Origin of the sequence: Nocardioides sp., assembly GCF_025964975.1 — a bacterium.
Classification (GTDB): domain Bacteria; phylum Actinomycetota; class Actinomycetes; order Propionibacteriales; family Nocardioidaceae; genus Nocardioides.
Genome location: NZ_JAOPXV010000189.1, coordinates 1 through 6,304, shown reverse-complemented (window position 1 = coordinate 6,304; position 6,304 = coordinate 1). Strand labels below are relative to the sequence as shown.

Genomic DNA, 6,304 nt, shown 5'->3' with positions numbered 1-6,304 from the left:
GGTGTCCCGCGCCGGGTCGGTCGTCACGAAGACGACGTCGACGTCCTCGCGGTCCTCGTCGCTGAGCCTGGCCGCTGCGGAGGCGAGGGTGGACATCACGATGCCGCAGATGTCGGGGCAGTGGGTGTAGCCGAAGAAGACCAGCGTGAGGTCCTTGTCGGTGTCCTTGACCAGGCTGTACGCCGATCCGGACTTCGCCACGAGTGGGGCGTCCTGGACCGCGAAGGGCGGGTCGAGCACGGTGCCAGACATCTCATGGTCGCCGGAGCCGGCCTGGAAGATCCCGCACCCGCTCACCAGCGACAGGCTGAGGAGGGTCGAGACGATCAGCGCGGCTCTACGCACGCCGTACTCCCGCTGCGAGGTCCTCGGTGAGCGCGCGCAGGGCCCTGAGCCCTCCGGGCAGGTCGTCCGGGTGGTCGAGCAGTGCGCGGACGAAGGCGGACCCGACGATGACTCCGTCGGCGTACGACGCGATCTCGGCCGCCTGGTCGCCGTTGCTCACTCCGAGGCCCACGCCGACCGGGAGGTCGGTGGTCTCCCTGGTGCGCGCGACCAGCGGGGCCGCGAGGTCGCTCGTGGTGGTGCGGGCACCTGTGACCCCCATGACTGCGGTGGCGTAGACGAATCCTCGGCAGGCAGCAGTCGTCATCGCGATGCGCTCGGGTGTGGAGCTGGGGGCCACCAGGAACACCTTGTCGAGGTCGTGTTCGTCCGCCGCGGCGATCCACTCGCCGCCAGCGTCGGGCGTGAGGTCGGGCGTGATCAGTCCCGCTCCCCCGGCACTCGCGAGGTCGGCGGCGAACAGCTCGACGCCGCTGCGCCCGGTCCGGCGGCTGCCGCCGTAGTGCTCGACCGGGTTCCAGTAGGTCATCACCACGGTGGGAGCCCCGGTCGCGGCGACGGCCTCGACGACCCGCATCAGGTCGGTCGTGCGGATGCCGCCCTCGAGGGCCTGCTGCGCGGCCGCCTGGATGGTCGGCCCGTCCATGACCGGGTCGCTGTAGGGCATGCCGATCTCGATCACGTCGCACCCCGCGTCGACCATCACCTTGATCGCCTCGACGGAGCCCTCGACGCTGGGGAAGCCGGCCGGCAGGTAGCCGACGAGCGCGGCGCGGCCCTCGGCGCGTGCTGTGTCGAACGCCGTGCTCGTGCTGGGGTTCGTGCTCATGCTTCAGCGTCCTCTGCGCGTGGGTCGGTGTCGGGGTCCCCCACCGGCTCTGCGGTGACCTTGTCGGGGTCGCCGAGGCCGAACCACTCGATCGCCGTGCCCATGTCCTTGTCACCACGACCCGAGAGGTTGATGACGACCGTCGCGTCCGGTCCGCGCTCGGCACCGAGCCGCCGGGCGACCTCGAGGCCGCCGTGGATCGCGTGGGCCGACTCGATCGCCGGGATGATGCCCTCCGTGCGGCTCAGCAGCGCCAGCGCGTCCATCGCCTGTGCGTCCGTGACCGGGGCGTACGTCGCACGACCGATCGCGGCGAGGTGGGCGTGCTGCGGGCCGACGCCGGGGTAGTCGAGGCCGGCCGAGATCGAGTGCGACTCGACAGTCTGGCCGTCCTCGTCCTGCAGGACGTAGGTGCGCGCTCCGTGCAGCACGCCGGTGTCCCCGGCGTGGATGGTGGCGGCGTGCCGGCCCGTCTCGACGCCGTCGCCGCCCGGCTCGAACCCGTGGATCTCCACGCTGTCGTCGTCGAGGAAGGCGGCGAACAGGCCGATCGCGTTGGAGCCGCCGCCGACGCACGCGGCGATGGCGTCCGGCAGCACGCCGTACTGGTCGAGGCACTGCTGGCGCGCCTCGTCGCCGATCCCTCGGGTGAAGTCACGCACCATGCTCGGGAAGGGGTGTGGGCCTGCCGCGGTGCCGAAGAGGTAGGCCGTCTGGTCGACACTGGCGACCCAGTCGCGCAAGGCTTCGTTGATCGCGTCCTTCAGGGTGGCGCTCCCGGACTCCACCGGGATCACCTTGGCGCCGAGCAGGTGCATGCGCGCGACGTTGAGCGCCTGCCGCCGGGTGTCGACGGCGCCCATGTAGACGGTGCAGTCCAGGCCGAAGTAGGCAGCGGCGGTGGCGCTGGCGACGCCGTGCTGGCCGGCGCCGGTCTCGGCGATGACGCGCGGTTTGCCCATGCGCTGGGTCAGCAGCGCCTGGCCGAGCACGTTGCGGATCTTGTGGGCACCGGTGTGGTTGAGGTCCTCGCGCTTGAGCAGGACCCGGGCGCCGACCTGGGCCGAGAGCCGCTCCGCGTGGTAGAGCAGGCTGGGGGCGCCGGCGTACTCCCGGCAGATCTTCTCGAACGCGGCCACGAACTCGGGGTCGGCCATCGCGTCGCGCCAGGCGTCGGTCAGCTCGTCCAGGGCGGCCACGAGGGCCTCCGGCATGAACCGCCCGCCCCAGTCCTCGCCGAAGAAGCCGAGCTCGTCCGCTTCGTACCTGCTGACCTGCGTGTCGCTCATCCCTGCACTCCTGTCATGGCCCGCACCGCAGCGGCCGGGTCACCGTCCTTGACCAGCGCTTCGCCGACCAGCACCACGTCGGCGCCCTCGCCGACGAAGCGGGCGACGTCGTCCGGCCCGTTGATGCCCGACTCGGCGACCAGGACCCGGTCGTCTGGGAAGAGGGGCGCGAGCCGGCTGAAGGTGTCGTTGTCGACCGCGAGGGTCTTGAGGTTGCGGGCGTTGACCCCGATCAGCTCGGCACCCAGGGCCACGGCGCGTTCGGCCTCGTGCTCGTCGTGGACCTCGACCAGCACGGTCAGGCCCAGCTCACGCGCCTCGTCGTGGAGGCGTCGCAGGTCGTCGTCGTCGAGGGCGGCAACGATGAGCAGCACGAGGTCCGCGCCGGCCGAGCGCGCTTCGAGCAGCTGGTAGCTGGTGACGATGAAGTCCTTGCGCAGCAGCGGCGTGTCGACCGCTGCCCGGACGGCGCGCAGGTCGTCGAGGCTGCCGCCGAAGCGTCGCTGCTCGGTGAGCACCGAGATCGCGGCGGCGCCTCCCGCGGCGTAGGCCGTCGCAAGTGCCGCGGGATCGGGGATGTCGGCCAGTGCGCCCTTGCTCGGGCTCTTGCGCTTGACCTCCGCGATCACGCTCGATCCGGCCCCGCGGAAGACCGGCATCGGGTCGCGCGGGCGGTCGACGTCGGCCAACGCGGCGCGCACGTCGCGCAACGACGTGGCGGCCTCGCGAACGGCGAGATCCTCGCGGACGCCGGCGATGATCTCATCGAGCACGGACATGCCCACACCCTCTCACTGCGTCACCAATCGACCTGCGGGTGGCTCAAGCAGCGAGCCAGGACCCCGGCAGGTTGCGCACGACGCCGAAGGCCGCCAGCACGACCAGGCCGCCGATCCAGGCCCAGGTGGGAACCGTGAGTGGTCGCATCGCCTCACCCCCTCGCCGGCAGGCCCGCAGTCTGCGGAGCCAGAGGACCAGGACGACGGGGATCGCCAGCACGAGGACGAGGTTGCTCGACAACGCGCTCCCGACGTCGAGGTGGGTGAGGTCGTTGACTGCACGCAGGGCACCGCACAGCGGGCAGTCGAGGCTGGTCACCAGCTTCGTGGGACAGAGTCCCCAGCTGCCGGACACGTGTGGGTCACGCAGGCGCAGCGCGACAGCTGCCAGCAGTGCTCCGGCGCCGGCCGCGAGGGGCGAGGCGAGCCGGCGGGCTCGCAGGCCCACGGTCTCAGTGGTGCTCGGTATGGAACCCGAGCTTCGAGAGGATCAGGAAGAGGGGGAACGCCACGAGGCCGAGGGCCACGCCGACCCAGAACAGCGTCATGTTGACCGGCGAGAGCATCAGCGCGATGCCACCGACCACGAAGCCGAGCAGCGCCACTGCGACCGCAGTCCAGGCCGCCGGGGTGTTGCCGTGGTTGTCCGCCATGTGAAGTGCTCCTCGTGGTGCCGACTGGATCGCGCTCAGTCTAGGGGTCGCTGGGACGCCGTCGGGTCGTGGCCCTCGTCGAGGGCCTTCCAGAGCTCGAGGTTGCCCTCGGGCTCGACCTGCTTCGCCGAGTCCCCCGCAGGTGCGTCGTAGCGCGAGCCCATCTCCGGCCACGTCGGCAGGTAGCGGACCGCGGCCACGGTGGAGACGACGCTGAGGACGGCGGCGACCAGCGCTGCGGCGTACCAAGCGGTGAAGGTGCTGTCGACCTGCACGGAGCCCAGGTCCTCCTGGAGCTGTTCGCGGAAGGAGTCGGGCAGCGTGAAGACAGCGACGATGGTGGTGATCAGCAGACCCAGGGCGGTGATGGCTGCCAGGACGGCCATCGCGCGACGGACGCGTCCCCTCGTCACGAGGACCACTCCCCAGCACGCGAGGAGCACCAGGCTCAACGCCCCGGCCAGTGGCATCTCTCCGGGTGCGGTCACCTCGAGGGTCGAGGCAAGGGCCCCACTGCTCCGGGGGGAGGACGACGCCGAGAGCTCGACCCACGGGCGGGCGCCTGCCACTGCGGCCAGCCCGGCGCTCGTGAGCCCGACGAGCAGGACCGGGCCGAAGGTACGGCTCCGCTCAGCCATCGAGGTGGACCTCGAGCTGGTCCGCGTCGAAGCAGGTGCGGTCACCGGTGTGGCAGGCCACTCCGACCTGGTCGACCTTGACGAGGAGGGTGTCCCCGTCGCAGTCGAGGCGCACCTCGCGCACGTGCTGGACGTGACCGCTGGTGTCGCCCTTGGCCCAGTACTCCTGGCGCGAACGGCTCCAGTACGTCGCACGCCCGGTCGAGAGCGTGCGTGCCAGTGCCTGGTCGTCCATCCACCCCAGCATCAGCACCTCACCGGTGTCCCACTGCTGGGCGATCGCCGGCACCAACCCGTCGGCGGTGCGCTTGAGGCGTGCGGCAATGGCCGGGTCGAGAACACTCACCGCTCAAGTATCACGGGTCGAGGTGTGCGGCCTCGCGCTGTATCCAGGTGCGCCAGCAGTCGCGCGTGATCGGACCGGGGGCGGGCAGGTCGCGCTCGTCCCACTTCGAGATGGCCTGGACGTCGCGCGTGGTGGAGACGAGGAACGCCTCGCTCGCCCGCTCGATGACCGACATGGCCTCGTCGACCTCGACTCCGCCGTACCACTCGAGCACCAGCGCGCGGGTGACTCCGGCGAGGCATCCGCTCCTCAGCGTCGGCGTCCGGAGCTCGCCGTCGACGACGTAGAAGACGTTGGAGCCGGTGCCTTCGCACAGGTTGCCGGCCGTGTTGGCGAAGATCGCCTCGCTGGCGCCCAGCTCGCTCGCCCGGGCCAGCGCGATGACGTTCTCGGCGTACGACGTGGTCTTGAGGCCCGCCGTCGCGCCACGCTCGTTGCGGGGCCAGGGCACGGTGGCCACGGCGGTCGTCAGGGACAGCTTCCTGATGGCCGAGTAGGCGACGACGAGCGTGGCGGGGCCTCCCCCTCGCCCTGAGCCCATCGGCGCAGGTCCAGCCGTGTAGGTGATCCGCAGGCGGCCAAGGACGTCGTCGGTGCCCTTGAGGACCTCGGCCACCCCGCGGCGTACCTCTGCCTCGTCAGGCGCCGGCAACCCGAGGCCCGATGCCGACACGGCCAGCCGTTCCAGGTGGCGGGTCAGGGCGAAGGGGACGCCGTCGAGGGTCTTGATCGACTCGAAGACGCCGTCCCCGACGGTGAACCCGTGGTCGGTGACGCTCAGGGCGCACCCGGTGGCACCGTCGAGGAGCTGTCCGTTGACCCAGGCGCGCATGCCGCCACTCTAGGCAGGTTGCTCGCGGTCGGGCGGAGCAGGGACACGCGTGGTCGAACCCGATTTTGGCGGCTCGGAACGCATCGGCTACTGTTCTGCTCGCACTTCCCAGCGGCTCCGGCCGCAGGAAATTGCATGCGGACATAGCTCAGTTGGTAGAGCGCAACCTTGCCAAGGTTGAGGTCGCGAGTTCGAGTCTCGTTGTCCGCTCGGAGAGGTCTCTCCCCGTGCCTTCTTCACAGTGGGAAGGCCTCCGCGGTGGGTTGGCCGAGAGGCGAGGCAACGGACTGCAAATCCGTGTACACGGGTTCAAATCCCGTACCCACCTCCATGCTCCACCAAGATCGACAAGTGAAAACGCACCACACGGGCGATTGGCGCAGCGGTAGCGCGCTTCCCTGACACGGAAGAGGTCACTGGTTCAATCCCAGTATCGCCCACACTATAACCGCAGGTCAGAGGCGGTTTTCTCAGGACTAGATCTGAACCGGGGAATATACGGGGAATAAGGAGCGGCCCGATCTGGCCGCTCCTGTCCCAATTTGGAGCTTCGGCAACTGGGACATCGTTCCGCGTCGGGCTCGGCTACCGAG

At 70.3% G+C, this 6,304-nt stretch carries 9 protein-coding genes and 3 tRNA genes; 3 read left to right on the top strand and 9 right to left on the bottom strand.

The features are described 5' to 3' along the window. The 9 genes from JWN68_RS14520 to JWN68_RS14480 form a co-directional block, all read right to left on the bottom strand. A partial coding sequence (locus tag JWN68_RS14520; RefSeq protein WP_297740136.1) for an SCO family protein occupies nt 1-345 on the bottom strand: 345 nt, incomplete at its 3' end. Next, nucleotides 338-1,174, bottom strand: coding sequence for a tryptophan synthase subunit alpha (trpA, locus tag JWN68_RS14515; RefSeq protein ID WP_297740134.1), 837 nt, complete (start codon nt 1,172-1,174; stop codon nt 338-340). The genes trpA and JWN68_RS14520, both read right to left, overlap by 8 nt. Continuing rightward, on the bottom strand, nt 1,171-2,463 hold the full coding sequence (gene trpB / locus JWN68_RS14510; RefSeq protein WP_297740132.1) for a tryptophan synthase subunit beta: 1,293 nt from the start codon (nt 2,461-2,463) through the stop codon (nt 1,171-1,173). Before trpB ends, trpA begins: the two co-directional genes overlap by 4 nt. Continuing rightward, nucleotides 2,460-3,242 (bottom strand): indole-3-glycerol phosphate synthase TrpC, encoded by a 783-nt coding sequence (gene trpC / locus JWN68_RS14505; protein WP_297740130.1) that lies wholly within the window; start codon nt 3,240-3,242, stop codon nt 2,460-2,462. Before trpC ends, trpB begins: the two co-directional genes overlap by 4 nt. A gap of 43 nt (nt 3,243-3,285) precedes the next feature. Further along, nucleotides 3,286-3,690 (bottom strand): DUF2752 domain-containing protein, encoded by a 405-nt coding sequence (locus JWN68_RS14500; protein ID WP_297740128.1) that lies wholly within the window; start codon nt 3,688-3,690, stop codon nt 3,286-3,288. Nucleotides 3,691-3,694: 4 nt separating this feature from the next. Next, nucleotides 3,695-3,895, bottom strand: coding sequence for an HGxxPAAW family protein (locus JWN68_RS14495; protein ID WP_297740126.1), 201 nt, complete (start codon nt 3,893-3,895; stop codon nt 3,695-3,697). A gap of 35 nt (nt 3,896-3,930) precedes the next feature. Continuing rightward, on the bottom strand, nt 3,931-4,533 hold the full coding sequence (locus JWN68_RS14490; RefSeq protein WP_297740124.1) for a Trp biosynthesis-associated membrane protein: 603 nt from the start codon (nt 4,531-4,533) through the stop codon (nt 3,931-3,933). Next, nucleotides 4,526-4,879, bottom strand: a complete 354-nt coding sequence (hisI, locus tag JWN68_RS14485; RefSeq protein ID WP_297740122.1) for a phosphoribosyl-AMP cyclohydrolase — start codon at nt 4,877-4,879, stop codon at nt 4,526-4,528. Before hisI ends, JWN68_RS14490 begins: the two co-directional genes overlap by 8 nt. A 10-nt stretch (nt 4,880-4,889) precedes the next feature. Beyond that, nucleotides 4,890-5,711: an aminotransferase class IV gene (locus JWN68_RS14480; protein ID WP_297740120.1), complete on the bottom strand. Its 822-nt coding sequence runs from the start codon at nt 5,709-5,711 to the stop codon at nt 4,890-4,892. 137 nt (nt 5,712-5,848) lie between these two features. Between JWN68_RS14480 and JWN68_RS14475 the strand changes: the two genes are divergently transcribed. The 3 genes from JWN68_RS14475 to JWN68_RS14465 all read left to right on the top strand — a co-directional run bounded on the left by JWN68_RS14475 (nt 5,849) and on the right by JWN68_RS14465 (nt 6,151). Next, nucleotides 5,849-5,921 (top strand) — tRNA-Gly (locus JWN68_RS14475). A gap of 47 nt (nt 5,922-5,968) precedes the next feature. Continuing rightward, nucleotides 5,969-6,042: transfer RNA gene (locus JWN68_RS14470), tRNA-Cys, on the top strand. Nucleotides 6,043-6,079: 37 nt separating this feature from the next. Beyond that, nucleotides 6,080-6,151: transfer RNA gene (locus JWN68_RS14465), tRNA-Val, on the top strand. Nucleotides 6,152-6,304: the final 153 nt, after the last annotated feature.

Coding starts and splice junctions, on each gene's coding strand:
- trpA (WP_297740134.1), bottom strand. CDS start 1,174: ATGAGCACGAACCCCAGCACGAGCACGGCGTTCGACACAGCACGCGCC.
- trpB (WP_297740132.1), bottom strand. CDS start 2,463: ATGAGCGACACGCAGGTCAGCAGGTACGAAGCGGACGAGCTCGGCTTC.
- trpC (WP_297740130.1), bottom strand. CDS start 3,242: ATGTCCGTGCTCGATGAGATCATCGCCGGCGTCCGCGAGGATCTCGCC.
- JWN68_RS14495 (WP_297740126.1), bottom strand. CDS start 3,895: ATGGCGGACAACCACGGCAACACCCCGGCGGCCTGGACTGCGGTCGCA.
- JWN68_RS14490 (WP_297740124.1), bottom strand. CDS start 4,533: ATGGCTGAGCGGAGCCGTACCTTCGGCCCGGTCCTGCTCGTCGGGCTC.
- JWN68_RS14480 (WP_297740120.1), bottom strand. CDS start 5,711: ATGCGCGCCTGGGTCAACGGACAGCTCCTCGACGGTGCCACCGGGTGC.